General features: G+C 72.1%; 23 protein-coding genes. 11 read left to right on the top strand and 12 right to left on the bottom strand.

Annotated features, from left to right (window positions below; genetic code table 11):
* The first annotated feature begins 77 nt into the window (after window positions 1–77).
* On the top strand, window positions 78–839 hold the full coding sequence (locus tag ACFY93_RS12330; RefSeq protein WP_391356853.1) for a dioxygenase: 762 nt from the start codon (window positions 78–80) through the stop codon (window positions 837–839).
* Window positions 840–930: 91 nt separating this feature from the next.
* Here ACFY93_RS12330 and ACFY93_RS12325 read toward each other — a convergent pair whose 3' ends face one another.
* A complete protein-coding gene (locus tag ACFY93_RS12325) occupies window positions 931–1,458 on the bottom strand; it encodes a GNAT family N-acetyltransferase (RefSeq protein ID WP_391356732.1) in 528 nt (175 codons plus the stop codon).
* Window positions 1,459–1,627: 169 nt separating this feature from the next.
* On the opposite strand from ACFY93_RS12325, the gene ACFY93_RS12320 reads away from it, so the two are divergent.
* Window positions 1,628–2,677, top strand: coding sequence for a sigma-70 family RNA polymerase sigma factor (locus ACFY93_RS12320; protein WP_391356729.1), 1,050 nt, complete (start codon window positions 1,628–1,630; stop codon window positions 2,675–2,677).
* Between the two features lie 705 nt (window positions 2,678–3,382).
* Here the strand turns inward: ACFY93_RS12320 and ACFY93_RS12315 are convergent.
* Window positions 3,383–4,378 (bottom strand): WYL domain-containing protein, encoded by a 996-nt coding sequence (locus tag ACFY93_RS12315; protein WP_391356727.1) that lies wholly within the window; start codon window positions 4,376–4,378, stop codon window positions 3,383–3,385.
* Between the two features lie 104 nt (window positions 4,379–4,482).
* Between ACFY93_RS12315 and ACFY93_RS12310 the strand changes: the two genes are divergently transcribed.
* Together ACFY93_RS12310 and ACFY93_RS12305 are read left to right on the top strand one after the other, a co-directional pair.
* Window positions 4,483–6,105 carry a DHA2 family efflux MFS transporter permease subunit gene (locus tag ACFY93_RS12310; RefSeq protein WP_391356849.1) on the top strand — a complete coding sequence of 541 codons (1,623 nt, stop codon included), beginning with the start codon at window positions 4,483–4,485 and terminating at the stop codon, window positions 6,103–6,105.
* Window positions 6,106–6,206: 101 nt separating this feature from the next.
* Window positions 6,207–6,479 carry a hypothetical protein gene (locus tag ACFY93_RS12305; RefSeq protein ID WP_391356725.1) on the top strand — a complete coding sequence of 91 codons (273 nt, stop codon included), beginning with the start codon at window positions 6,207–6,209 and terminating at the stop codon, window positions 6,477–6,479.
* A gap of 134 nt (window positions 6,480–6,613) precedes the next feature.
* Here ACFY93_RS12305 and ACFY93_RS12300 read toward each other — a convergent pair whose 3' ends face one another.
* The 3 genes from ACFY93_RS12300 to ACFY93_RS12290 form a co-directional block, all read right to left on the bottom strand.
* Window positions 6,614–7,375, bottom strand: coding sequence for a DUF6227 family protein (locus ACFY93_RS12300; protein WP_391356722.1), 762 nt, complete (start codon window positions 7,373–7,375; stop codon window positions 6,614–6,616).
* A gap of 157 nt (window positions 7,376–7,532) precedes the next feature.
* Window positions 7,533–8,750 carry an Ig-like domain-containing protein gene (locus ACFY93_RS12295; protein ID WP_391356719.1) on the bottom strand — a complete coding sequence of 406 codons (1,218 nt, stop codon included), beginning with the start codon at window positions 8,748–8,750 and terminating at the stop codon, window positions 7,533–7,535.
* Window positions 8,751–9,000: 250 nt separating this feature from the next.
* Window positions 9,001–10,062, bottom strand: a complete 1,062-nt coding sequence (locus tag ACFY93_RS12290) for a P1 family peptidase (RefSeq protein ID WP_391356716.1) — start codon at window positions 10,060–10,062, stop codon at window positions 9,001–9,003.
* 78 nt (window positions 10,063–10,140) lie between these two features.
* Between ACFY93_RS12290 and ACFY93_RS12285 the strand changes: the two genes are divergently transcribed.
* Window positions 10,141–10,326, top strand: coding sequence for a hypothetical protein (locus ACFY93_RS12285; protein ID WP_391356714.1), 186 nt, complete (start codon window positions 10,141–10,143; stop codon window positions 10,324–10,326).
* Between the two features lie 67 nt (window positions 10,327–10,393).
* Here ACFY93_RS12285 and mscL read toward each other — a convergent pair whose 3' ends face one another.
* The 6 genes from mscL to ACFY93_RS12255 form a co-directional block, all read right to left on the bottom strand.
* The gene (mscL, locus tag ACFY93_RS12280; protein ID WP_391356711.1) at window positions 10,394–10,867 is read right to left on the bottom strand and encodes a large conductance mechanosensitive channel protein MscL; all 474 of its coding nucleotides are present in this window, start codon (window positions 10,865–10,867) and stop codon (window positions 10,394–10,396) included.
* A 132-nt stretch (window positions 10,868–10,999) separates the two neighbouring features.
* Window positions 11,000–11,680: a hypothetical protein gene (locus ACFY93_RS12275; protein ID WP_391356708.1), complete on the bottom strand. Its 681-nt coding sequence runs from the start codon at window positions 11,678–11,680 to the stop codon at window positions 11,000–11,002.
* A 199-nt stretch (window positions 11,681–11,879) separates the two neighbouring features.
* Window positions 11,880–12,749 carry an S-methyl-5'-thioadenosine phosphorylase gene (locus ACFY93_RS12270; protein ID WP_391356705.1) on the bottom strand — a complete coding sequence of 290 codons (870 nt, stop codon included), beginning with the start codon at window positions 12,747–12,749 and terminating at the stop codon, window positions 11,880–11,882.
* Between the two features lie 106 nt (window positions 12,750–12,855).
* The gene (locus ACFY93_RS12265; RefSeq protein ID WP_391356702.1) at window positions 12,856–13,179 is read right to left on the bottom strand and encodes an FmdB family zinc ribbon protein; all 324 of its coding nucleotides are present in this window, start codon (window positions 13,177–13,179) and stop codon (window positions 12,856–12,858) included.
* A 68-nt stretch (window positions 13,180–13,247) separates the two neighbouring features.
* A complete protein-coding gene (locus tag ACFY93_RS12260) occupies window positions 13,248–14,519 on the bottom strand; it encodes an MFS transporter (RefSeq protein WP_391356699.1) in 1,272 nt (423 codons plus the stop codon).
* 358 nt (window positions 14,520–14,877) lie between these two features.
* On the bottom strand, window positions 14,878–16,383 hold the full coding sequence (locus tag ACFY93_RS12255) for a potassium/proton antiporter (protein ID WP_391356846.1): 1,506 nt from the start codon (window positions 16,381–16,383) through the stop codon (window positions 14,878–14,880).
* 223 nt (window positions 16,384–16,606) lie between these two features.
* On the opposite strand from ACFY93_RS12255, the gene ACFY93_RS12250 reads away from it, so the two are divergent.
* Window positions 16,607–19,441 (top strand): penicillin acylase family protein, encoded by a 2,835-nt coding sequence (locus ACFY93_RS12250; RefSeq protein ID WP_391356697.1) that lies wholly within the window; start codon window positions 16,607–16,609, stop codon window positions 19,439–19,441.
* A gap of 115 nt (window positions 19,442–19,556) precedes the next feature.
* On the opposite strand, the gene ACFY93_RS12245 is transcribed toward ACFY93_RS12250, so the two are convergent.
* Complete coding sequence (locus tag ACFY93_RS12245) at window positions 19,557–20,171, bottom strand: 5-formyltetrahydrofolate cyclo-ligase (RefSeq protein ID WP_391356695.1); 615 nt, start codon at window positions 20,169–20,171, stop codon at window positions 19,557–19,559.
* A 92-nt stretch (window positions 20,172–20,263) separates the two neighbouring features.
* Here ACFY93_RS12245 and galU point away from each other — a divergent pair, with 92 nt between their 5' ends.
* The 5 genes from galU (at window position 20,264) to ACFY93_RS12220 (ending at window position 24,306) form a co-directional block, all read left to right on the top strand.
* Window positions 20,264–21,166, top strand: a complete 903-nt coding sequence (gene galU, locus ACFY93_RS12240) for a UTP--glucose-1-phosphate uridylyltransferase GalU (RefSeq protein WP_391356692.1) — start codon at window positions 20,264–20,266, stop codon at window positions 21,164–21,166.
* Window positions 21,167–21,170: 4 nt separating this feature from the next.
* On the top strand, window positions 21,171–22,493 hold the full coding sequence (glp, locus tag ACFY93_RS12235; protein ID WP_391356690.1) for a gephyrin-like molybdotransferase Glp: 1,323 nt from the start codon (window positions 21,171–21,173) through the stop codon (window positions 22,491–22,493).
* Window positions 22,494–22,580: 87 nt separating this feature from the next.
* Window positions 22,581–23,060 carry a cyclic pyranopterin monophosphate synthase MoaC gene (gene moaC, locus ACFY93_RS12230; RefSeq protein ID WP_391356687.1) on the top strand — a complete coding sequence of 160 codons (480 nt, stop codon included), beginning with the start codon at window positions 22,581–22,583 and terminating at the stop codon, window positions 23,058–23,060.
* Window positions 23,057–23,596, top strand: a complete 540-nt coding sequence (locus ACFY93_RS12225) for a molybdenum cofactor synthesis domain-containing protein (protein ID WP_391356685.1) — start codon at window positions 23,057–23,059, stop codon at window positions 23,594–23,596. Before moaC ends, ACFY93_RS12225 begins: the two co-directional genes overlap by 4 nt.
* Window positions 23,593–24,306: a GNAT family N-acetyltransferase gene (locus ACFY93_RS12220; protein ID WP_391356843.1), complete on the top strand. Its 714-nt coding sequence runs from the start codon at window positions 23,593–23,595 to the stop codon at window positions 24,304–24,306. Before ACFY93_RS12225 ends, ACFY93_RS12220 begins: the two co-directional genes overlap by 4 nt.
* Window positions 24,307–24,435 lie beyond the last annotated feature (129 nt).

The raw sequence follows: 24,435 nt of genomic DNA, 5'->3' as shown, positions 1-24,435 counted from the left end.
GCCCGAAGGGAGTCGCCGTCATGTCCGCAGCCACCTCCACACCCCTCTCCGCCGAGGAGCGCCCCGCCCCCGAGCGGATGCCCGCCCTCTATCTCAGCCACGGCGCCCCGCCGCTGGCCGACGACCCCGTCTGGCCCGGCGAGCTGGCCGCCTGGTCCGCCGGGCTCCCGCGCCCCAGGGCCGTCCTCATGGTGTCGGCGCACTGGGAGGAGGCCCCGCTCGCCCTCGGTGCCACGGAGACCGTCCCCCTCGTCCACGACTTCTGGGGCTTCCCCGAGCACTACTACCGGGTCCGGTACGCGGCTCCCGGCGCCCCCGCGCTCGCCGACTCCGTCCGCAAGCTGCTGCGCGCGCCCGGGATGCCGGTCCAGGACATCCCGGACCGCGGGCTCGACCACGGGGCGTACGTACCGCTGGTCGAGATGTACCCCGGCGCCGACATCCCGGTCCTGCAGATCTCCATGCCGACCCTCGACCCCGTCGGGCTGATGGCAATCGGCCGGAAACTCGCGCCCCTGCGCGACGAGGGCGTCCTGATCATCGGCTCCGGGTTCTTCACCCACAACCTGGCCGCACTGCGGCAGGGCGGCATTCCCGCCTGGTCGGCGGAGTTCGACGACTGGGGGCGGAGCGCGCTGGAGGCCCGCGACGTCGACGCGCTGCTCGACTTCACCCGCAAGTCCCCGGCGGGGCAGCTGGCCCACCCCCGCACCGAGCACTTCGCCCCGCTCTTCGTCACGATGGGCGCGGCGGACGCGACCGGGGAGCTGGACGACCAGCGGTCGGTGATCGACGGGTTCTGGATGGGGCTGGCCAAGCGGTCGGTGCAGTTCGGCTAGGGGACGGGGCCGGAGGCGCCGGGCGGGGGCTCACGCCGGGGCCTCCGGGGCCTCAGGCCGGGGCCTCAGGCCGGGGTCTCACGCCGGGGGCTCACAGCTCCTTCTCGTACCAGGCCACGTCCCAGTAGCAGCCGAACTTGCGGCCGACCTCCCGGTAGGTGCCCATGTGCCGGAAACCGAAGCGTCCGTGCAGCCGCACGGACGCTTCGTTCGGCTGGGCGATGCCCGCGTACGCGCGGTGCAGGTCCTCGTCGGCGAGGGCCTTGAACAGGGCGTCGTAGAGCAGCGTCCCGGTGCCCCGGCCGCCCGCGCCGGGGGCGAGGTAGACGCTGACCTCGACGGAGGTGGCGTAGGCCGGCTTGGGACGGAAGGGGCTGGAGGTGGCGTACCCCAGGACCGCCGGAATCCCCTGCGAGCCCTCTGACGTGGCAACCATCAGCCGGTGCGGGCCGTCTTCAGGGTGGGAGAGCAGCCAGGGGCGGCGCTCCTGCGGAGTGAACACCCGGGTGTCGAATGTGAGGGGCGTCTCACGCACGTAGTGGTTGTAGATGTCCGTGAGGGCCGCGAGGTCCCTCTCGGCTCCCGGCCTGACCTGCACCTCTGCGGCCTCGTCCGGCATGCGTCCTCCCCCTGTGGGGGCACAGGGTACTGCAAGATCAGAGAAATCGTGTGACGGGTTGGGAATTCTGTCCCGATTCCAGTCGTTGTTTCCTTCGGAAGCCGGGCACTCGGGAGAGTGACCGAGCCCCCCACTGGACCTGTAAGCCCACCATCGCAAGGGAGCACGCATGGCAACCCGTGCCGTCGCCCGTCGTAAGTCCGCCGCTGGGGGCACCACCCAGGCCTCCGGTTCCGGGGCCGGCAGCCAGGCGGCCCGCAGCGCTCGCGCCGCAGGTGGCGAGATCGCGGACCGCGACCTGGTCGGCATGTACCTCGACGAGATCGCCCGCACGCCGCTTCTCGACGCCGCGAAGGAGGTCGAACTCTCCCAGATGATCGAGGCCGGCGTCTTCGCGCAGCAGATCCTCGACGGGGCCGAGACCTCCGCCGTCACCGCGGGGGACGCCGCCGGGGCGGGAGCGACCCGTGAGGAGCTGGAAGCGCTGGTCGCGGACAGCGAGCGGGCCAAGGACGTCTTCATCCGCTCCAACCTCCGGCTGGTCGTCGCCGTCGCCCGCCGCTACCCGCGCAGCGGCCTGCCCCTGCTCGACCTGATCCAGGAGGGGAACGCGGGCTTGGTGCGCGCGGTCGAGAAGTTCGACTACCGCAAGGGCTTCAAGTTCTCGACGTACGCCACCTGGTGGATCCGTCAGGCCATCACCCGCTCCATAGCCGACCAGTCGCGCACGATCCGCCTCCCCGTCCACCTGGTCGAGGAGCTGGGCCGGATCCGCCGCGTCCAGCGCGAGTTCAACCGCGAGCACGGGCGCGACCCGGAGCCCGCGGAGATCTCCGCCGAGCTCGGCTCGACCCCGGAGCGCGTCACGGACGTGCTGGACTGGGCGCGCGACCCGGTCTCGCTGAACATGTCGGTGGACGATGAGGGCGACACCCAGTTCGGTGACCTGCTGGAGGACACGTCCGCGGTCTCGCCCGAGCAGTCCGTGCTGACGCTGCTGCGCAGTGAGGAGCTGGACGACCTGATCGGCCGTCTCGACCAGCGCACGGCCTCCATCATCAAGATGCGGTACGGCATCGAGGACGGCCGGGAGCGCACGCTCACCGAGGTCGGCAAGGAGCACGGTCTCACCCGCGAGCGGATCCGCCAGATCGAGAAGCACGCCCTGCTGGAGCTGAAAAAGCTGGCCCGCGACACGGGGTTCGACGCGGCGGCGTGACGCCGCCGGACGCGGCCCGGGCGCGGTGCGGACACGCCGCACCGGCCGGGGGTCGCGCGGCAGGGCCCACGGCGTGGTTTGCTTGCGCGGACCGTGCACCTCAGGGGAGTCCGCCTCCCGTGGGACGCGTGGCGACGACCTGGTTCCCACCGCCGCGGCCGGCGGTGGCGCGATCGGTGCTGTGGCCGGGCGGTGACGGTCGCGACATGGCCATGTAAAGCCGCTTCAAGTCCGCGGGCGCGGGGCACAACACCTCAGAGCCCGCACGACACAGGGCCCGGATCCCCCTCCGGGCCCCCACAGACCGAGTCCCGACGCCCACCCCCCCCCGGCGTCGGGGCTCTTCCGAGCCGAGCCTCGGCGCCTCCCCCCCCCCGGCGCCGGGGCTCGGCTCCTGCGTTGGGGGGAGAGCGGGCACGCCTGACGGGCCACCCCGGACCTGAACCCCGGGGTGACCCGAATGGCAGATTGTGTCACAGAGGAAGGGAACGCTTACGCGGCGTACGGGTGAGGGGTGTCCAGGTGGACGGGTGGGGCCCGGACAGATCGTGATTCGGACAGCGTGTGATTCGGACATCGTGTGGTTCGGACAGGGTGTGGTCCGGACAGGGTGTGGTCCGGGGCGGGACTGCGGGACGTGGCCCGGTCGGGCGCGGCTCGGACGGGCGCCGTGCGGACGGGTTCGGTGGGGGTGGCCCGGTCGGATCAGCCCGCGGTGAGCTTCTCCGGGCGGTCAGGGCCGCCCGCCGCCCGGGTGAGGCGGGCTCCCAGATCCCGCAGATAGCCGACCAGCTCCGGCGGCTCATGGGCCGTGAACTCGCAGTCGATCATCGCGAGGCGCACCGCGAGCCATTCGAGGGAGTCACCGGAGGAGGCGCGCAGCCGGCAGCTGTTCTCGTCGATCGGCTCCGGCGGGGCCAGCCACTTGGGCAGCCTGGCCGCCACGAACTCGGCGGGCGCGGCGAAGGTCACCTCGAACTCGTACGACTCCTGCCGACGGAACACCGACTGCCGCAGGAACTCGGCCGCACTGCCCGTCGGCAGCTCACGCGGTGCGAAGCGCGCGCCCGTCGCGAACGGCTCGGAGACCCGGTCGACGCGGAACGTGCGCCAGTCGGCGCGATCGAGGTCGTACGCCACCAGGTACCAGCGGCGGCCGGTGGAGACGAGCCGGTACGGCTCGGTCAGCCGCCGGGAGCGGGTCCCGTCACCCGAGCGGTACGCGAACCGCAGCCGCTCCCCGCCCGCCACCGCCGAGGCCATCACCGTCAGCGTCTCCGTCGCGATGCTCGCACCGTCCCCGCTGGTCAGCGGCATGGTGGCGGACTGAAGCACGGAGACCCGCCGGCGCAGCCGCGCGGGCAGCACCTGCTCCAGTTTGGCCAGGGCGCGTACGGACGCCTCGTCGATGCCCTCGACGGCGTGCCCGGCGCCCGCCCGCAGCCCCACCGCGATCGCCACGGCCTCCTCGTCGTCGAGCACCAGCGGCGGCAGCGCCTTGCCCGCGACGAGCCGGTAGCCGCCGTCGGAGCCCTTGGTCGCCTGCACCGGATAGCCCAGCTCCCGCAGCCGGTCGATGTCCCGGCGGACGGTACGGCGGGAGACGCGCAGCCGGTCCGCCAGCTCGCCGCCCGGCCATTCCCGCGGCGTCTGGAGGAGGGAGAGGAGCTGAAGCAGCCGTGCCGGGGTGTCGGTCGTCATGAGTCCCAGGATGGCCGACCACTAGGACACGATCTGACCTAATGGAGATCTAGGTTCTTCCCATGACCTCCACCGACACCCCTCGCGGCACGGAAACGGCAGCGATGACAGCGACGGCGGCGACGCCACTGACGAAGGAAGCGGCACCGGGCACGGACGCGGGACCGGGCAGCCCGGCGGACGTCGCGGCCGCCGGGGCCGACCGGCGCCGCTGGATCGCCCTCGCCATCGTCATGACCGCGGCCTTCATGGACCTGGTCGACGTCACGATCGTCAACATCGCGATCCCGTCGATCCAGCGGGACGCGGGCGCCTCCTTCAGCCAGATCCAGTGGATCACCGCCGGTTACGCGCTCGCCTTCGCCGCCGGACTCATCACGGGTGGCCGGCTCGGCGACATCCACGGCCGCAAGCGGCTGTTCCTCGTCGGCATAGGCGGATTCACGCTCGCCTCGGCGCTGTGCGGCTTCGCCGCGAACCCGGAGATGCTCGTCGCCTCCCGCATCCTCCAGGGCGGGATGGCCGCGATGATGGTGCCGCAGGTGCTGTCCATCGTCCACGCGACCTTCCCCGCGCACGAACGCGGCAAGGTGTTCGGGCTGTTCGGCGCGATCGTGGGTCTGGGCGCCGTCTCCGGGCCGCTGCTCGGCGCCCTGCTCACCGAGGGGAACCTGTTCGGGCTCGAATGGCGGCCGATCTTCCTCATCAACCTGCCCGTCGGTATCGCGGGCCTGCTCCTCGGCCGCCGGTTCATCACCGAGTCCAGGGCCCCGCGGGCGCTGAAGCTCGACCTCGTCGGCGTCGCCCTGGTCACGGCCGGCCTGCTGATGCTGCTGTACCCGCTCACCCGTGGCCGCGAGCTGGGCTGGCCGCTCTGGGGCCACCTGCTGATGGCCGGCTCCCTCGTCGTCTTCGCGGCGCTGGTGGCCTACGAGCGCCGGAAGGCGCAGCGGGACGGTTCGCCGCTGGTGGAGCTGTCGCTGTTCCGCGTGAAGAGCTTCGCGGCGGGCATCGCGGTGCAGACCGTCTTCGGTGTCGGCCTCGGCATCTTCTTCCTGGTCTGGACGCTGTACATGCAGTTCGGCCTGGGATGGACCCCGCTGCGGGCGGGCCTGACCGGTGTTCCGTTCTCCCTCGCGGTGTCCTCGGCGGCCGGGATGTCCGTCCAGCTGCTGGTGCCGCGCTTCGGGCGCAAGGTGCTGCAGGGAGGCGCGCTGCTCATGGCCGTCGGCGTCCTGCTCTACATCTGGGAGTCCGACCGGTACGGGATGTCCATCGCCTCCTGGCAGATGGCGCTGCCGCTGGTCGTCATGGGCGCGGGCATGGGCTTCATCGTGGCCCCGCTGACCGACGCGGTGCTGTCGGAGGTGCCCCGTGAGCACTCCGGTTCGGCCTCCGGTCTGATCAACACCGTGCAGCAGATGGGCAACGCGCTCGGACTCGGGCTGGTGTCCGTGGTCTTCTTCGGCCGGATCCCCGACCGGCTCGTGCCCGCCGAGGTGGGCCCCGCCTTCGCCGACGCCTTCCAGCACGCGCTGGGCTGGGTCGCCGCGGTGATGGGCGCCATCTTCCTGCTGATGTTCGCGCTGCCGAAGCGGCCCGCCCAGCATGTGGAGGGCGCGGAGTCCGCGGAGACGTCCGGGACCTCGGACGCCGTGGAGGCGGCGGGCACGGAGCCGGCGGCCGGCGAGGAGGCGGCCGAGGGGCAGGAGAAGGTGCTCGTGTAGGGCGATGGGCCCTTTGTCGGGGCTGGGTGTTGATCACCGCATCTGCGAGATGCGTCACGGTCCGGGGCCAAAGCCCCGGACCGTGGTGTGTACTGGGGAGTATGCCCGAGCATGTGTCGATACTTCAGCTCACAGGCGCCGCCCTCGCCCTGGCGGCCGTCGTCTCGACGTTCAGCCTGTTCCGGTCGCTCCAGGCGCGCCGGATCCGTCTTGAGACCGTGGCGCGCACGCCGCGGGCCGACGCCCTCGGGGGCCTGCCCCGTCAGCGGCGGTCCGCATCCGGTGACTCGCTCGGCAGGCCGGTCGAGCTGACCCCGGCCGAGCGCGACGCCTTCGCCGTGCTGGTGCGCCAGTTCGGCGACAGCCGCCCGTGACGCATCCGGGCCGTCGGCGCGCGTGACGCATCGGCCCCTCCGCACCGGTGGACGCTCCCGGGCCGTGGGCACGCGTGACGCGTCCCGGCCCTCGGCACCGGTGGATACTCCCGGGCCGTCTGGCCGGGGGCCGTTCAGTCGGCGCGGCGGCTGAGGTTCGCCGCGCGGCGTTCCATCGCGTCGCGGGCCGCGTCCTCCGTCGGATAGACCTCGCACATGTGCCGCCCGTTCGGCGTCGCCGTGTGCTCGACCTCCCAGAGGGAGACCTCCTGCCCGTCGCGGAGCAGGAAGGCGTGCTCGTACAGCGAGAAGGCCAGCCCCGCGTGCCCGGCCCGGCAGGGGCGCCCGAACGCCTGGGTGATCCGGTGCGCGAGCGCCCCGCGCAGCAGCAGCGCGGCGAGACCCTCGTCCGGCCGGTCCCCGTTCTCCGCGCGCCGCAGCAGTCTGCGGGCGTGGTCCGCCGAGCCCTCGGGGACGTAGGAATGGCGCGGCTCGGGAACCGGCGACAGCTGCACCGCCGACGGCAGTTCGAAGTCCGGCGCGTCCACCGGCAGCGGCAGCCGGGCCGTCGCGGCCCGCAGCTCCTCCTGGTCGGCGTACACCTCGTGCTGAGGCAGGCCGTCGCGGCCCGTGTTGTGCACCAGCTCCCACAGGGTGACCGCCGAGCCGTCGGCGGTCAGCCAGGTGTGCCGGTACGTCTCACGGTGCCGCCCCGCGCTGTGGTGCGCGGAGTGCAGTGAACTGTCGTGTGCCAGCGCGCAGTCGAGTCGCCCTATCGTGTCGTCGGGCAGTTCGAAGGAGTTCAGGGCACGGCCGAGAAGCCGCTCCAGGTGCTCCTCCGGAGACTCGGGCGACTCGGGTGGCTCGTACGCTGCTGTCTCGTACGGAACGCTCAAGGTTTCTCCCGGCGTTGCTGCATGTCACCTTGTGGGTGCATACCGTAGCCCCTCGGTCGGACATCGTGACCCCGAACGGGGAAAACCTTCGGACGGAAAACGCGCGGGCCGCCCGGAGGGTTCCCTGGCGGCCCGTCGTATCGTGAGTTCTCGCTGGTCAGGAGGCGCTTGAGGCGGTCCACTCGCTCCAGGGCATGTTCCAGCCGTTCAGGCCGTTGTCCGGTGCGACCGTCTTGTCGGGGGAGTGCTTGACGACCACCACGTCACCGATGAGCGAATGGTCGTAGAACCACTTGGCGGTGGTGTCGCCCTGCGCGCCCCGGACGTCCGCCAGGCCGACGCAGCCGTGGCTGGTGCCCTCCCGGCCGAAGGGCGGATTGCCCTGGCTGTACCAGTAGTTGCCGTGGATGAACGTCCCCGACGCCGTCAGCCGCATCGCGTGCGGCACGTCCGCGATGTCGTACTCCCCGCCGAAGCCGACCGTCGAGCCGTTCATCCGCGTCTGCGTGAACTTCTCCGAGATCACCATCTGCCCGTTGTACGTGGTGTGCTGCGCGCTGCCCGCCGAGATCGGAACCGTTCTGACCGTCTTGCCGTCGCGCACCACCGTCATGGTCTGGGTGCCCGCGTCCACCGTCGACACCTGGGAGCGGCCGACGGTGAAGGTGACCGTCTTGTCCTGCACCCCGTAGACACCCTTCGCGCCCTCCACGCCGTCGAGGGAGATCTTCATCGTGACCTTGGAGCCGGCCTTCCAGTACGTCTCGGGCCGGAAGTCGAGGCGCTGAGCGCCGAACCAGTGACCCACGATCTCCTGGCCGCCGCTGGAGGTGACCCGGATGTGCGACTGCACGGCCTTCTTGTCGCCGATCGCCTTGTCGAAGGTGAACGACACCGGCATCCCCACGCCGACCGTGGTGCCTCCGTCGGGCGTGTAGGTGCCGATGAAGCTGTTGTCGGACGAGACCGTGGTGAAGATGGAGTTGGCGGCCGACGTCCGGCCCGAACCGTCCTTGGCGGTGGCCGAGATGCGGTACTTGGTGCCGCGCTCCAGCCGCTCCTTCGGCTTCCAGCTCTTCCCGTCCCCGGATATCGCGCCCGGCACGGCCGAACCGCTCTCCGACACCGTCATCCGCACGTCGGTCAGCCTGCCGTCGCTGACCTTCACGCCGGTCGCGTTGATGGACGCGCTCGTCGAGCCGTCCTTCGCGGAGATGGTGATCCTCGCCGTGGACGTCTTGCCCGAGGCGCCGCCCTTGCCGTCCTTGTCGTCGGCGCCGGCGGCACCGCCGCACGCGGTGAGGGCGAGGCTGCCGACCAGCAGGGCGGCGCAGGCCGCCAGCGCGCGCCGTGGGGCGATGTCCGGCGTTGTCACGATCTGCTCCAGGTTTTCGGGTCGTGGGTGTTCCGCTCCAGTGCGTGGAGAAAGAGCCCACTGCCCCGGACCGGGTTCCGCCCGTTCCCTTCCGGAGCCCGCCCGGTGACAGAACCGGGACAATCGCACGGCCCCGCCGGCCGGCCGATGGCACCGGCAGGAGCAGGCGAGCGGCGGCGCCACCGGTCGCGCCGGTCCTGGCCGGGCCGCGCGAGCGGGCATGGCGTCCGGCCGCCGGGGGTCGTGCCGGTCAGCCCGTCCCGTCCACTCGGCTGCCCCCGTACAGCTCCTCGTACGAGGGCCAGCTCCCGGCGGGGCCCTCGACGGAGTGAGCCGTACGCACCGCGCGGGTGATGGCGCGGGTGACCAGGTCGGCGCCCGCGGTCAGGATGTCGTTCAGCGCGAGCGGGTTCTCCTGGTCGAGGGGACGCGTGCCGGTGGAGAGGGTGAAGACCGTGTCGCCGTCGTTGAGCAGGTGCACCGGGCGGACCGCTCGCGCGATGCCGTCGTGCGCCGTGCCCGCGAGCTTCTGCGCCTGGGCGCGTGTCAGCGCGGCGTCGGTGGCCACGACCGCGAGCGTGGTGTTCAGCGGGGGAGGGGCGTTCGTCGCGGCGATCTCCGCCAGCCGCCGCTCCGCCGCCTCGTGGACCGGCGGCGGGGGGTAGGCGGCAGGGCCTTCCAGCAGCTCCCCGTACAGCACCCCCGTCAGCGGATCCACCGCGGAGCCTGCCGCGTTGGCGACCACCAGGGCGGCCACCGTGATCCCCGAGCCGAGCACGGCGCTCGCGGTACCGATCCCGCCCTTGAGGCGGCCGACCACCGCCCCCGTGCCGGCGCCCACGCAGCCCCCCGGCACCGGGGCTCCGGGTTCGCTCGCGTCGGCCGCCTCGACCGCGGCCCGGCCCGTGGCCGCGCCGGGCCGGGCCCGGAAGTCACCGCCGCGGCCCAGGTCGAAGACGCAGGCGGCCGGCACGACCGGCACGACGTGGGCCGGGTCCCGGCCCACCCGCACCCCCCGGCCGCGCTCCTCCAGCCAGGCCATCACGCCCGACGCCGCGTCGAGCCCGTACGCGCTGCCGCCGGTGAGGACGACCGCCTCGACCTTCTGCACCAGGTTGCGGGGATCGAGCGCGTCGGTCTCCTTGGTGCCGGGACCGCCGCCGCGCACGTCCACCGCCGCGACGGCGCCGCCCTCGGGGGCGAGCACGACCGTGGTGCCGGTGAGCCATCCGTCCCCGGTGCGCGTCGCGTGCCCCACCCGCAGGCCCGCGACGTCGGCCAGGGTGTCCGTTGCCGCTGCGTCGACTGTCATGCGCCCAGTGTGGTCCCCGGGGAAAAGGGTGCGGCGGCCGGACGGGGAGCGGCGCCGCCCGCGCCGTACTCTGGACGCATGAGTGACACCCCCGCCCCCGCACCCCGCGATCCCAGGGCCGCGCTCGTCTTCGACGACCCGCTGAGCCGGCCGTCCGCGGACGACACGGACCGCGGCTGGGGCGAGCGGCCCACCACCGAGAGCGACAGCGCGGCCGCCGATCTGAGGCGCTTCCTCGACGAGAAGCCGCCCCACCACATCTGAGCCCGCCCTCTTCCCGGGACCGGACGGCGACGGTCGCGGCGGATGTGGCGGACGCGGCGGGCGCCCGCTATTCCTTGCGGTAGCCCGAGGCCGCCCGCTGCGCGACCAGTTCGTCGCGGATCTCCTTGAGCACCTCCAGCTCGGTCACCTCGATGACCTCCCGGGTGTTCTCCTTCGCCTGCTTGCGGGCCGCCTGCTTGGCGAGGTACTTCGACATCGGCAGCACCATCAGGAAGTACACGACCGCCGCGGTGATCACGAAGGTGAGCGTGGCGCCCAGCACCGAGCCCCACAGGATGCGGACTCCCGTGGCGTCGTCGCCGGTCCCCGCGCACGGGGACTTGATGCAGGTGCTGTAGCCGTCCAGGTTCTTCGTGCCGATCGCGCCCACCAGCGGGTTGATCATGCCCTTCACCACCGCGTTCACGATGTTGGTGAACGCGGCACCGATGACCACCGCGACAGCCAGATCGATCACGTTGCCGCGCATCAGGAAGGCCTTGAAGCCCTCCCAGACGCTCGGATTGTTCTTGTCGCTCACCCGAAGGGCCTTTCCTGTACGACGGAGCCTGCGCAGCTCCGTAACCTACGTGAGCGCGGGTCCGGCGCGGCAGCCCAGGGTCCCCGGACGACGGACTCGGCCCCGTGCCGCCGCGAGATCTCCCGACAGCGTTCAGCACAGCGTCACCGCCAGCCGCGAAGCCGCGCCGGCCCCGGCCAGCCGCGCCGCCGTCGGCCGCGGCACGGACAGCACCACCAGCGCCCCGCCCTGAGCCGCCTCGTCCTGAGCCGCCGCGCTGCCCGCCGCCTCGCTCCCCGGCGTCCCGGCAGAATCGGGTACACGGGTCACCCGCGCCCCCGCCGCCACCACCCGGGCGTCGCCGCCGCTGTCCGCGGCCACGACGTCCACCCGGTCACCGGGCCGCAGCAGCCGCACCGTGGCGACGTCCGCGATCCGCACGGGCGCCCGCACCATCTCGACGGCGCGCCGCTCCCGGACCGGCCCGGCGGCCGGGTGCCCCCGTGCCCGCACGCCCTCACCGGGGTCCGCCGCGACGAGCGCGACCGCGGCGACGGCGAGTCCGGCCGCCACGGCCCGCCGCCTGTGCCGCACCAGCCGCCGCGACCGGCACCGGCCGCCGCGCACCCGCAGGGGCGGGAAGAGCGGCACCTCGCATCCGGGCGGAGCGTCGGGGCCAGGCGGTCGCGACCATGCCGGGGGCCTGCGGAAGCCCGCCGGGGACGCGGACCCGTGGAGAGGGGGAGGGAGAGGGGCAGGGGAGGACGGAAACGCGAACTGGGGCGGGGAGGGGGCCGGGGGCGGGGCTGAGGCCGGGTACGGGGCTGGGGACACGGGATCACCACCTGCGACGAGGGACCGGATTGCGGCGTGCGATCCCACGATGCGGCCTCGCGGCGATCCGTGTGGCGACCGGTGCACTACCGACGGGTTGTGGACAACGCCCTCACCCGCGCCGCCGAACGCCCCCGGCAGCCGCGCCCGAGCCGCGCCCCGGCCGCCATGCCCCGTCAGACGGGTCAGGGCAGACGGCTCAGGGCAGCTCGAAGCCCGGGTCCATTCCGCCCAGCGCCGTCGTGCACAGGCAGTCCCGGTCCCCGTCGGCCGGGAGGGCCGCGACCGCGTCGAAGAGCACGCCGCGCAGCCGGTCCACGTTCGCCGCGAACACCTTCAGGACCTCCTCGTGGGAGACGCCCTCGCCGGTCTCGGCGCCCGCGTCCAGGTCGGTGACCAGGGTCAGCGAGGTGTAGCAGAGCTCCATCTCACGGGCGAGCGCCGCCTCCGGATGCCCGGTCATGCCCACCACGGACCAGCCCTGAGCCTGGTGCCAGAGGGACTCGGCACGCGTCGAGAACCGCGGGCCCTCGACGACCACGAGCGTGCCGCCGTCCACCGCTTCCCAGCCCCGTCCGCGGGCCGCCGAGAGAGCTGCCTCGCGCCCGACGGGGCAGTACGGGTCGGCCAGGGACACGTGCACCACGTTCGGCACCGTGCCGTCCGGCAGCGGCAGTCCGTCGAAGTACGTCTGCGTCCTGGTCTTCGTACGGTCCACCATCTGGTCCGGCACGAGCAGCGTCCCCAGCCCGTACTCCGGCCGCAGTCCGCCCACCGCGCACGGTCCCAGGATCTGGCGCGCGCCGACGGAGCGCAGGGCCCACAGGTTGGCCCGGTAGTTGATGCGGTGCGGCGGCAGGTGGTGGCCCCGGCCGTGCCGGGGGAGGAAGGCGACCCGCCGCCCCGCGACCTCGCCGAGGAACAGGGAGTCGCTGGGCGGCCCGTAGGGGGTGTCCACTCGTATCTCGGTCACGTCGTCGAGGAACGAGTACAGCCCCGATCCGCCGATGACCCCGATCTCGGCCCCGGCCGGCCCTTCCGGGCTCTGAGCAATGTCCGTGTTCGCCATGGACCGCACCCTAGCCGGGCGCTGAGGGACGCACGGACGCCGAAGACCCTGTCGTCGTGCGACGACAGGGTTTCGTAAGGAAGTAGCAGCCGCTCGGGAGCCGGTACTAGGCGGCGGAGCTGCCCGCGCTCGACGACTTCGACTCCGAGGACGACGAACCGGACGAGCCGGATGCCGTGGACGACGAAGAGGAGGACGCGGGCGCCGTGGACGACTTCGAGGACGCGGACGCCGGCGAGCTGCTCGAGGAGGAGCCGCGGCTGTCGTTGCGGTAGAAGCCGGAGCCCTTGAAGACGATTCCGACGGCGGAGAACACCTTCTTCAGGCGGCCATCGCAGCTGGGGCACACGGTCAGGGCGTCGTCGGTGAACTTCTGCACCGCCTCGAGGCCCTCGCCGCACTCGGTGCACTGGTACTGGTACGTCGGCACTTGTCTTCCTCCTGGCACTCTCACTCGATGAGTGCTAACGACGGTCCATAGTGACCTATTCCCGGGAATCAGTCCACTGTCACCGGCACGCGGTGACCGACGCCACGCGCGATCGTACGGTTGTGGTGCGGCGGCGTGAGGCGTGCGCGCAGTGCGACCAGGGTCGCCAGCGCCAGGGCCGTACCGGCCATCGGCACCAGGAAGCCGGCCCCGTCCCACAGGCGGTCCTCCAGCTGTCCGGCGACGGTGACGGCGGCGGCCTGGCCCAGCGCGACCGCGCCGGTCAGCCAGGTGAAGGCCTCGGTCCGGGCGCCGGCGGGCACCAGGTCCTCGACCAGGGTGTAGCCGGTGATCAGCGCGGGCGCGATGCACATGCCGACCAGGAGGCCCACCGCGGCGAGCAGGACGACGGACTGGGCGGCCCACAGCCCTGAGGCGGTCAGCGCGAGCGCCGCGTACCCGAGGACGAGGCGCCGCTGCGGGGCCGCCTTCCAGGCGACGGCGCCGCAGACGACTCCCGAGAGCATGTTGCCCGCGGCGAAGACGCCGTAGAGGACGCCGTTGAGTCCGGGCTCGCCGATCGACTCGCAGAACGCGGTGAGCGAGACCTGCATGCCGCCGAAGACGGAACCGATGCCGAGGAAGGCGGCGATCAGGACGCGTACGCCGGGCACCCGCAGCGCCGAGACGTGCTCCACGCGCGCGTGGCTCTCGCCCCGGGCCGCGAGGACGGCGGGCTGGGTGCCGCGCCGCGCCGCGAACAGCAGCCCGCCGACCAGGGTCAGGGCGGCCTCGGTCAGCAGGCCGGCGGCCGGGTCGACGGCGGTGCACAGGGCGGTCGCCAGCAGCGGGCCGAGGACGAAGGTCAGTTCGTCGGTGACGGACTCGAAGGCCGCCGCCGTGCTCATCAGGGGCGAGTCCTGGAGCTTGACGCCCCAGCGGGCCCGCACCATGGGGCCGATCTGCGGCACCGAGGCCCCGGTCGGCACGGCCGCCGCGAACAGCGCCCACAGGGGCGCGTCCGCGAGGGCCAGCGCGGTCAGCGCGAGGCCCGAGACGGTGTGCGCGAGGACGCCGGGGAGCAGGACGGCGCGCTGGCCGAAGCGGTCGGTGAGACGGCCCGCGAGGGGGGCGAACAGCGCCATGGAGACGCCGGTGACGGCGGCGACGGCGCCGGCGGCCCCGTAGGAGCCGGTGGTGTGCTGCACCAGGAGCACGATGGAGAGGGTGAGCATCGCGAACGGCTGTCGCGCGGCGAACCCCGGAAGCAGGAACGTCCAGGCGCCGCGGGTGCGCAGCAGCTGTCCGTATCCGGGGCGGGAGGTGACCGTGGTTGCCACGGCCCGTGCCTTTCTGCCGCCTGGTGGCGCGCCCGTGCGGGGGCGCCGAGAGCTGTCCTCTTGCGCGGAACTGCGGTAGATACCGGGTCGCCCGTTACCGGAGCACCGCGGCCGCCATACGGTCGCGCCAGCTCTGCGTCAGGCAGAGTTGGTTCGATCAAGTGCCTTCATCGTACAGGGGGACGAGCGCCCGGCCCTGTGAAAACGAGCACCATGGACCGGCTCGCCTGCCCATCCACAGTGGGGCGCCGCCGTGCTCCGGGGGCGAGCCCGGAGCCCGATCCGCCCGAGAGGCCCCGGCGCTGGGCCGCACGAGAGGCCCTGACGCGGGGCGAGGTCCCTGACGTGGGGCGAAGCCCTACCGCAGGCCGCTTCTGCCCGCCGTGCCCAGCCAGCCGGCGAGCTTGCCGCCCTGGCCCACCGCGCGCAGCCGCCTCTCGGCCGCGTCCCGGACCGGGTCGGTGGCGACCACGAGGAGTTCGTCGCCGTGCCGCAGCACGGTGGTGGGCGCGGGTACGAAGGACCGCCCCTCGCGGACGACGAGGGTGACGGCGGATCCCGCGGGCAGCCGCAGCTCGGCCACCTCGACGCCGTGCATCCGCGAGCCCTCCGGGATGTCGACGGACAGCAGGTGCCCGCGCAGCCGTTCCAGGGGCGCCGACTCGATGCCGAGGTCGGCCGCCTCCGCGGACTTGTCCAGGCGCAGTGTGCGGGCCAGCCACGGCAGCGTGGGTCCCTGGATGAGGGTGTAGACGACGACCAGGACGAAGACGATGTTGAAGATCCGGAGGCTGTTCTCGATGCCGCTCACCATGGGAATGGTCGCCAGGATGATGGGGACGGCGCCGCGCAGTCCCGCCCAGGACATCAGGGCCTGTTCCCGCCAGCGCACCCGGAAGGGCAGCAGGCTGACGAGGACGCTCAGCGGGCGGGCCACCATGGTCAGGACGAGACCGATGACGAGCGCGGGCCAGATGTCGTCCCACAGGTCGTGCGGGGTGACGAGCAGGCCGAGCAGGACGAACATGCCGATCTGGGCCATCCAGCCGAGCCCCTCGGCGAAGCCGCGGGTGGCGGGCCAGTGGGGCAGCTTGGCGTTGCCGAGGACCATCGAGGCGAGGTAGACGGCGAGGAACCCGCTGCCGTGCGCGAGCGCTCCGACCGCGTACGCCATGACCGCGATGGCCATGACGGCGATCGGGTAGAGGCCGGAGGCGGGCAGGGCGACGTGCCGCAGTGCGAAGGATCCGGCCCATCCCACCGCGAGTCCGACGACGGCGCCGATGGTCAGTTCGAGGGCGATCTCGCCGACCAGGGCGTACCAGTGTTCGACGGGGCCCGCCGCGGAGAAGGCCACGACGAGGATGACCACCGGGGCGTCGTTGAAACCGGACTCGGCTTCGAGGACGGCTTTCACGCGGGTGGGGAGGGGCACCTTCCGCAGTACCGAGAAGACGGCGGCCGCGTCCGTCGAGGACACCACCGCGCCGATGATGAGCGCCTGCCGCCATTCCAGCCCGACCAGATAGTGCGCGCCCGTCGCCGTGACGCCGACACTCACCGTGACCCCGACGACGGCCAGCGCGGCCGCCGCGGGAAGCGCGGGTCTCACCTCGCGCAGCTTCGTGCCGAGGCCGCCCTCGGCCAGGATCACGACCAGGGCCGCGTACCCGATGACCTGGGTCAGTTCGGCGTTGTCGAAGCGGATGTCGGCGATCCCGTCCTGGCCCATGGCGACCCCTATGCCGAGGTAGACCAGGAGGGTCGGGAGCCCGCTGCGCGAAGAGACCCGGACCGCCGCCACCGCGATGAGCAGGACGAGCGAGCAGACGAGCAGGAGCTGGTTGAGGTGGTGGACAGTCAGGGGCTGTTCCCTTCTCGCATGGTCCCGCTTCGGCCAACTACTTCGTTACCTTACCTAACTCTTGACGCTTTCTTGACGCTTTCCACGGCATGATCGAACGCCCGTCCGTTCCGGTTCCCGACTCCGCGTCAAGGCGCCACGGGCCCTGCGCCTATGGTTGCTCCAGCGCTCAGTCAAATGCACAGCCCCGTCTGCCGCTCGCGTTAGGACAGCAAGGACAGCGATGCCCCCGAACACCACCGCCTCTTCCGGCCGAAAGCCAGGCAAGTCCGGCAGGAAGAAGGGGCGCAGAGCCCGTCTGCTCCTGATCGTGCTGGTCCTGGCCGTCGTGGGAGGCGTCGCGTACGGCTCTTACTGGGGCATCAGCACCGTGCGTGCCTCCTTCCCGCAGACCAAGGGCTCCCTCACGCTCGACGGCCTCTCCGGCCCGGTCGACGTCAAGCGCGACGGGAACGGGATCCCGCAGATATACGCGTCCTCCGACGAGGACCTGTTCATGGCGCAGGGCTTCGTCCAGGCGCAGGACCGGTTCTACGAGATGGACGTGCGCCGGCACATGACCTCCGGGCGCCTGTCCGAGATGTTCGGCAAGGGCCAGGTCGACAACGACGCCTTCCTGCGCACGCTGGGCTGGGACCGGGTCGCGAAGAAGGAGTACGAGACCGAGCTGTCGGACTCGACGAAGAAGTACCTCGACGCGTACGCCAAGGGAGTCAACGCCTACCTGAAGGGCAAGGACGGCGCGGACATCTCCCTGGAGTACGCGGCCCTCGGCTTCACCAACGACTACAAGCCGCAGAAGTGGACTCCGGTCGACTCGGTGGCCTGGCTCAAGGCGATGGCCTGGGACCTGCGCGGCAACATGCAGGACGAGATCGACCGTTCCCTGATGACCAGCCGCCTCGGCCCGAAGCAGATCGCCGACCTGTACCCGGACTATCCGTACAGCCGGAACAAGGCGATCGTCCAGGAGGGCTCGTACGACGAGCTCACCGGCACCTACGACCAGGGTGCGAGCGGCAGCGGCAGCGGCGGCGGTACGGGCACGGGCACGGGCGGTACGACGGGCGGCGGCACCGCCGGGACGTCCGGCGCCGGCACCACCGGAACGCAGTCCTCGGCCGGTTCGGGGCTCGCGGGTGACACCGCGGCGCCCGACGGCCTGGAGAGCCAGCTCACCGGGCTCTACGAGATCCTGGACGACGTGCCCACGGCCGTCGGCGTGAACGGCAACGGCATCGGCTCCAACTCCTGGGTCGTCGGCGGCGAGCACACCATCACCGGCAAGCCGCTGCTGGCCAACGACCCGCACCTGTCCGCCTCGCTGCCCTCCGTCTGGTACCAGATGGGCCTGCACTGCCGCGCCGTCTCGGCCAAGTGCTCGTACGACGTCTCCGGCTACACCTTCTCGGGAATGCCCGGCGTGGTCATCGGCCACAACCGGGACATCGCCTGGGGCATGACCAACTCCGGCGTCGACGTCACCGACCTGTACCTGGAGAAGCTCACCGGCGACGGCTACCAGTACGGCGGCAAGGTCAAGCCGTTCAGGAGCCGCACGGAGACGATCAAGGTCGCCGGCGGCTCCGCCAAGACCATCGTGGTCCGGGAGACCAACAACGGCCCGCTGCTGTCCGACCGTGACGACGAGCTGGTCAAGGTCGGCAAGAAGGCGGGCGTCAGCGCCGCGGCGCCCGACCGGGGCGACGGCTACGGCATCTCGCTGCGCTGGACCGCGCTGGACCCCGGCACCTCCATGGACGCCGTGTTCGAGATCGACAAGGCGTCCGACTGGACCTCGTTCCGCAAGGCCGCCCAGTCCTTCGAGGTCCCCTCGCAGAACCTGGTCTACGCCGACACCGAGGGCCACATCGGCTACCAGCTGCCCGGCAGGATCCCGACCCGCTCGAAGGGCCACGACGGCTCGCTCCCGGCCCCCGGCTGGGACCCGGACTACCGCTGGACCGGCTGGATCCCGCAGTCCGCGCTGCCCCACGAGTACGACCCCGAGCGCGGCTACATCGTGACCGCCAACCAGGCCGTCGTCGACAAGGACAAGTACCCCTACACGCTCACCACGGACTGGGGCTACGGCACGCGCAGCCAGCGGATCACCGACCTGATCGAGTCGAAGATCAAGGGCGGCGGCAAGATCTCCCCCGACGACATGCGGCAGATGCAGATCGACAACAGCAGCGAGATCGCCAAGCTCCTGGTGCCCAAGCTGCTCAAGATCGACATCGCCGACAAGGACGTCCGCGAGGCGCAGAAGCTCCTGGAGGGCTGGGACTACACCCAGGACGCCGACTCGGCGGCGGCCGCCTACTTCAACGCGACCTGGCGCAACATCCTCAAGCTCACCTTCGGCAACAAGCTGCCCAAGGAGCTGCGGGTCAAGGGCCAGTGCCTCTACGTCGACCGGGTCGACACCACCGGTCCGGCGGACGAGGACCAGAAGGTGCGCGAGTGCGGACAGCGCGACGCCGACCAGGCGCAGCCGGACGGCGGCGACCGCTGGTTCGAGGTCGTCCGCAGAATCGTCGACGACGAGGACAACGACTGGTGGCAGTCGCCCGGCACCCGCACCGACAAGCCGATCGACACCCGTGACGAGCTGTTCGCCCGTGCCATGGACGACGCACGCTGGGAGCTGACCGCCAAGCTCGGCAAGGACATCGACACCTGGAGCTGGGGCCGGCTGCACCGCCTGTTCCTGAAGAACCAGACCCTGGGCACCGAGGGCCCCGGCTTCGTGCAGTACCTGCTCAACCGCGGCCCCTGGAAGCTCGGCGGCGGCGAGGCCACGGTCAACGCCACCGGCTGGAACGCGGCGGGCGGCTACTCGGTGGTCTGGGTGCCGTCGATGCGGATGGTGGTGAACCTCGGGGACCTCGACAAGTCCAAGTGGATCAACCTCACCGGCGCCTCCGGGCACGCCTACAACGCCCACTACACCGACCAGACGGAGAAGTGGGCCAAGGGCGAACTGCTGCCCTGGGCGTCCTCGAAGAAGGCGGTCGACGCGAGCACGAGCGACACGCTGGTGCTCAAGCCCTGAGCCCCTGAGGCGGCCCCTCGGGGACACGGGCACGAGAACACGGGAAGGGCCCTCCACGCGCGCGTGGAGGGCCCTTCCCGTGCCCGTCCTGTGCCGTGGCGGTGCCCCGGGCGGCTCAGTGGAAGCGCCGGATCCCCGACGGGGTCACCACGGCGTGCACCGGGAGGTCGTGCGGCTCCTCGGGGACCCGCTCGACGACCTCGGTGCCGTACAGCAGCACCACCAGGGCCGGACGGGCCCCGGCGCGCTCCAGGCGGGCCAGCACCCGGTCGTAGGAGCCGCCGCCGCGCCCCAGCCGCATCCCGCGCGTGTCCACGGCGAGGCCGGGCAGCAGGACGGCGTCCGCCCCCAGGACGGCCTCGGGCCCCAGCCGCTCGCCCGCGGGCTCGAACAGGGCCATCCTCCCGCCGTGTTGGACGCGCACGAGGGAGTCCGGGCCCGTGTAGGCCCCCCAGTCCAGGTCGTTGTCCGGCATCAGCGCCGGCAGCAGGACGCGTACGCCGCGCGCGTGCAGCGCGTCGAGGAGCGCGAGGGTGCCCGGTTCGCTCCCCACGGAGACGTACGCCGCCACCGTGCGCGCGTGCGCCAGTTCGGGCAGGCCGAGAGCGCGGGCCGCGAGAGCCGCGGCCGCCTCCCGCACGTCATCCGCCGTCAACTCTCCCCTCACCGCGGCGAGGCTCCGCCGCAAGGTCTTCTTGGCAGACTCCGGGCCGGGTCCGATGTCGTTCACAGACTGCTCCCGTACTGTTCGAATGTGCGCATATGAGAACGAATAAATCGGACCCACAGATTCCGCACATAGCGACCGGATATGGTTCTGGCATGACTGAGTCGCAACCCAGGATCAGCAAGGCTGTCATCCCAGCAGCGGGCCTCGGTACCCGGTTCCTGCCGGCCACCAAGGCCACTCCCAAGGAGATGCTGCCGGTCGTCGACAAGCCGGCGATCCAGTACGTGGTCGAGGAGGCCGTCTCCGCCGGTCTCGACGACGTCCTCATGGTCACGGGCCGCAACAAGCGCCCCCTCGAGGACCACTTCGACCGCAACTACGAGCTGGAATCGGCCCTCCAGCGCAAGGGCGACGGCGACCGGCTCGCCAAGGTCCAGCAGTCCAGCGACCTCGCGACCATGCACTACGTCCGCCAGGGCGACCCCAGGGGACTCGGCCACGCCGTCCTGTGCGCGGCGCCCCACGTCGGCGACGAACCCTTCGCCGTCCTGCTCGGCGACGACCTGATCGACCCCCGCGACCCCCTGCTCGCCCGCATGGTCGAGGCCCAGGAGGAGCACGGCGGCAGCGTCATCGCGCTCATGGAGGTCGCCCCCGAGCAGATCCACCTCTACGGCTGCGCGGCCGTCGAGGGCACCGGCGAGAGCGACCTCGTCAAGGTCACGGGCCTGGTCGAGAAGCCCGACCGGGCGGACGCCCCCAGCACCTACGCGATCATCGGACGCTACGTCCTGGACCCGAGCATCTTCGCCATACTGCGCAAGACCGAGCCGGGCCGCGGCGGGGAGATCCAGCTCACCGACGCCCTCCAGCAGCTCGCCGCGGACGAGAAGGTCGGCGGCCCCGTCCACGGCGTCGTCTTCAAGGGCCGCCGCTATGACACCGGGGACCGCGGTGACTATCTGCGTGCCATTGTCAGACTCGCATGCGAACGTGAAGACCTGGGCCCGGACTTCCGGGCCTGGCTTCGCCGTTACGTAGCCGAGGAGATGTAGCGATTTGAGCAGCGCCGCGACCCGTGCCACCGGCCAGGACCACGTCTGGTCGGTGGCCGAGCACCTGGCGGACGTCCTGGAGACCGTCCGTCCGCTCGAACCCATCGAGCTGCAGCTCCTCGACGCGCAGGACTGCGTCCTGGTCGAGGACGTCACGGTGCCGCTCTCCCTGCCGCCGTTCGACAACAGCTCGATGGACGGATACGCGGTCAGGGTCGCCGACGTCGCCGGCGCCAGCGAGAAGTACCCGGCCGCCCTGTCGGTCGTGGGCGACGTCGCGGCCGGCCAGGCCGAGCAGCCCCACGTCGGCCCCGGCGAGGCCGCCCGCATCATGACCGGGGCGCCGCTGCCGCCCGGAGCCGAGGCGGTCGTCCCCGTCGAGTGGACCGACGGCGGCCTCGGCGAGGGCCCCGTCACGGGGATGCGCGCCCACAGCGCGGCCCCCGAACAGGCGTCCGGAGTCGTCCACGTGCACCGCCCGGCCGAGGCCCGCGCGCACGTGCGGGCCGAGGGCAGCGACGTCCGGGCCGGCGACCGCGCCCTGGAGGCGGGCACCGTCCTCGGCCCGCCGCAGATCGCGCTGCTCGCCGCCATCGGGCGCGGGACCGTGCGGGTGCGCCCGCGCCCGCGCGTGGTCGTCCTCTCCACCGGCAGCGAACTGATCCAGCCCGGCGAGAAGTTGGCGCCCGGCCAGATCTACGACTCCAACAGCTTCGCGCTCACCGCCGCCGCCCGTGACGCCGGTGCGATCGCCTACCGGGTCGGCGCCGTCGCCGACGACGCCGAGACGCTCCGCGCCACCATCGAGGACCAGTTGGTCCGCGCCGACCTCGTGGTCACCACGGGCGGCGTCAGCGTCGGCGCCTACGACGTCGTCAAGGAGGCGCTGGAGTCCGTCGGCGACCAGGACGAGGAGGGCGGCGGCGTCGAGTTCCGCAAGCTCGCCATGCAGCCCGGCAAGCCCCAGGGCTTCGGCTCCATCGGTCCCGACCACACCCCGCTGCTCGCCCTCCCCGGCAACCCCGTCTCCTCGTACGTGTCCTTCGAGCTGTTCGTGCGCCCCGCGATCCGCACCCTGATGGGCCTGGACGACGTCCACCGCCCCACCACCCGGGCGAAGCTCACCACCGACCGGACGCTGACCTCGCCCGCGGGCCGCAGACAGTTCCTGCGGGGGACGTACGGGGACGGGAAGGTGACGCCCGTCGGCGGCTCCGGGTCCCATCTGGTCGCCGCCCTCGCGCACGCCGACGCCCTGATCGTGGTCCCCGAGGACGAGACCTCCGTCGAGCCCGGCGCCGAGGTCGAGGTGGTCCTGCTCCGCTGATCACCCCGCGATGGCGGTACCGTGTCGCGCACAACAGGCCCACGCGCCGCGCCGCACCACGGGCCCCGACCGGGAGCGCCACAGCAGATGAGTACGCAAGGCAGGCTGACGCACATCGACGAGTCGGGTGCCGCCCGCATGGTCGACGTATCCGGGAAGGACGTGACCGCCCGCACCGCCCGTGCCAGCGGCCGCGTCCTCGTCTCCCCCCAGGTGATCGACCTGCTGCGCGGTGCGGGGGTCCCCAAGGGCGACGCCCTCGCCACCGCGCGGATCGCGGGCATCATGGGCGCCAAGCGCACGCCCGACCTGATCCCCCTGTGCCACCCGTTGGCGCTCTCCGGTGTGAAACTGGACCTGTCGGTCGCGGACGACGCCGTGGAGATCACCGCCACGGTGAGGACGACGGACCGCACGGGCGTCGAGATGGAGGCGCTCACCGCGGTCTCCGTCGCCGCGCTCACCGTGATCGACATGGTCAAGGCGGTCGACAAGGGAGCGGTCATCACGGACGTGCGGGTGGAGCAGAAGACGGGCGGCAAGTCCGGCGACTGGAACCGGTCATGACGCCGGACGACTCCGCGGGAGGCGCCCTCCCCGGGCCGTACGCCGCGCTGGTGGTCACGGCGTCCAACCGGGCGGCCGCCGGTGTCTACGAGGACACGGGCGGCCCGCTGATCGCCGAGGGCCTGCGCCGCTTCGGTTTCACCGTCGACGGCCCCCGGGTCGTCCCCGACGGCGACCCCGTCGAAGCCGCCCTGCGCGCGGGTGCCGAAGCGGGCTACGACGTGATCGTCACCACGGGCGGCACCGGCATCTCGCCCACCGACCGCACCCCCGAGGCGACCCGGGCCGTGATCGACCACGAGGTGCCGGGCATCGCGGAGGCGATCCGGGCGTACGGCCGCGACAAGGTGCCGACCGCGGTGCTCTCCAGGGGACTGGCCGGAGTGGCGAACAGGACGCTGATCGTCAACCTGCCGGGCTCCTCCGGCGGGGTGAGGGACGGCCTCGCCGTGTTGGAGCCGCTGCTGAGGCACGCCGTGGACCAGCTCCGCGGCGGCGACCACGCGAGACCCGTCAGTGGTGGGGGTGCGCACTGAACAGCCCGTCCTGGCCCGCCGAGCTGACGGACGGCGACATCGTCCTGAGGCCGATAAAGCTGCGCGACCAGCGGGCGTGGCGCGAGGTCAACCGGCGCAACCGCGACTGGCTGCGTCCCTGGGAGGCGACCATTCCGCCGCCCACCCCCAGCGGCCCCGTCGCGCACCGGCCGACCTACCGTCAGATGGTCCGGCACCTGCGCGCGGAGGCCCACGCGGGCCGGATGCTGCCGTTCGTCATCGAGTACCAGGGAAGGCTCGTCGGCCAGCTGACGGTCGCCGGGATCACCTGGGGCTCGATGTGCTCGGGCCACGTCGGCTACTGGGTCGACGAGTCCGTCGCGGGCCGCGGAGTCATGCCCACGGCCGTCGCCCTCGCCGCCGACCACTGCTTCCGGACCGTCGGACTGCACCGCCTCGAGGTCTGCATCCGCCCCGAGAACCGGCCGAGCCGCAGGGTCGTGGAGAAACTCGGCTTCCGTGAGGAGGGTCTGCGCCCCCGCTATCTCCACATCGACGGAGCCTGGCGCGACCACCTCGTCTACGCGCTCACCGCCGAGGAGGTCCCCGAGGGGCTGCTCACCCGCTGGCGGCGCAGGCGCGCGGAGGCGGAGAGAGGGAACTCGCCCGGCACCGCGCCGGGAGGCGGGCCGAACGCACCGGGAGATGTCCGGAACTCTTCGAGCGACAGCCCCTGGAACACCGCGTAACCCAGAGTAAATTGAATATGTGTTCGAAAAGAACCGGCAACTGATCGCCTCAGGCCAATAAATTCGCGGTCTCGACGGTCCTGTGATCGCATCGGTCACAAAAAAAGCTCGAAATATCAGCCAGATCGT

Source organism: Streptomyces sp. NPDC008313 (assembly GCF_042956125.1).
Taxonomy (GTDB): Bacteria; Actinomycetota; Actinomycetes; order Streptomycetales; family Streptomycetaceae; genus Streptomyces.
Note: the sequence above shows the minus strand (reverse complement) of the source record. Positions and strands in the feature narration are given on the sequence as shown.